Source organism: Pseudomonas agronomica (genome assembly GCF_025917275.1).
GTDB lineage: Bacteria > Pseudomonadota > Gammaproteobacteria > Pseudomonadales > Pseudomonadaceae > Aquipseudomonas > Aquipseudomonas agronomica.
In genome coordinates, this window is the sequence record NZ_JAOSHO010000950.1 from 1 (window position 1) to 773 (window position 773).

2 protein-coding genes are annotated in these 773 nt (G+C 58.2%); one reads left to right on the plus strand and one right to left on the minus strand.

The window, feature by feature from the left end:
* Window positions 1-25 precede the first annotated feature (25 nt).
* On the minus strand, window positions 26-307 hold the full coding sequence (locus OC610_RS28315) for a hypothetical protein (protein WP_264433009.1): 282 nt from the start codon (window positions 305-307) through the stop codon (window positions 26-28).
* A 215-nt stretch (window positions 308-522) separates the two neighbouring features.
* Here OC610_RS28315 and OC610_RS28320 point away from each other — a divergent pair, with 215 nt between their 5' ends.
* Window positions 523-729, plus strand: coding sequence for a hypothetical protein (locus OC610_RS28320; protein WP_058544127.1), 207 nt, complete (start codon window positions 523-525; stop codon window positions 727-729).
* The last annotated feature ends 44 nt before the right edge of the window (window positions 730-773 follow it).

The window sequence follows — 773 nt, forward strand, 5'->3', positions numbered from 1 at the left end:
TCCCTCGCCACAAAAGCCTTTGTGATCAGAGTTTCGTGCTGAACCACGACATCAACAGCGCCACGCCCAGGCAAGCAAAACCGAAGCGGTAGAAAAACCGGTTCATGCGTTGCGTCGCCAGGTCCAGCAGCGCTTCGAATCGTTCGTTGCTTTCGCCGCTACGCGTTTCGAGACACGCCCGCGCCCGCTGTTCGCGGCGGCGCGTCGCGTGCAATACCCAGCCACCCGGACAGGCAAACAGCAGCGCGAGCAGGTTGATGAGTTTGGCGGGGTGGGCAGCGAACAACGAAAACAGTTGCAACGACATCACGAACCTCAAGCGAAAAACGGACGCCTTGCGCCCAAGACCTACAAATCAGGGCGCGGATTCTACCGAAAGCCCGTCACACTGGGCGGCTTTTTCCGACCGGTAACGATGTCGCTCAATACTGAATGCGTTTGTGGCGGATTAATTTCATCCGTCACGGTTTCGTCATAAGGATAGGCCACCCTGTCGCCCTCCAAACCTGCACGGAACCCGTCATGCTGCACGCCGAAAACCAGGATCGCCTGTACCTCATCAGCCCGAGCGACGAACAACAGAACCTCGTCGACAGCCTGTCCTTCAATGTGCAAGACCGACACTGGCTGGTGTACTGCGCCCTCGGCGGCCATCCACATGCTGATCTTCCGGAGACAGACCTGCTGACCGGGATCAGCGTGCTGGAGTTCTACTCCCAGGCAGCCTGAATATCTCGCCCATAAAAAAACCCTGTGGGAGCGAGCTTGCTCGC

Coding starts and splice junctions, on each gene's coding strand:
- OC610_RS28315 (WP_264433009.1), bottom strand. CDS start 307: ATGTCGTTGCAACTGTTTTCGTTGTTCGCTGCCCACCCCGCCAAACTC.
- OC610_RS28320 (WP_058544127.1), top strand. CDS start 523: ATGCTGCACGCCGAAAACCAGGATCGCCTGTACCTCATCAGCCCGAGC.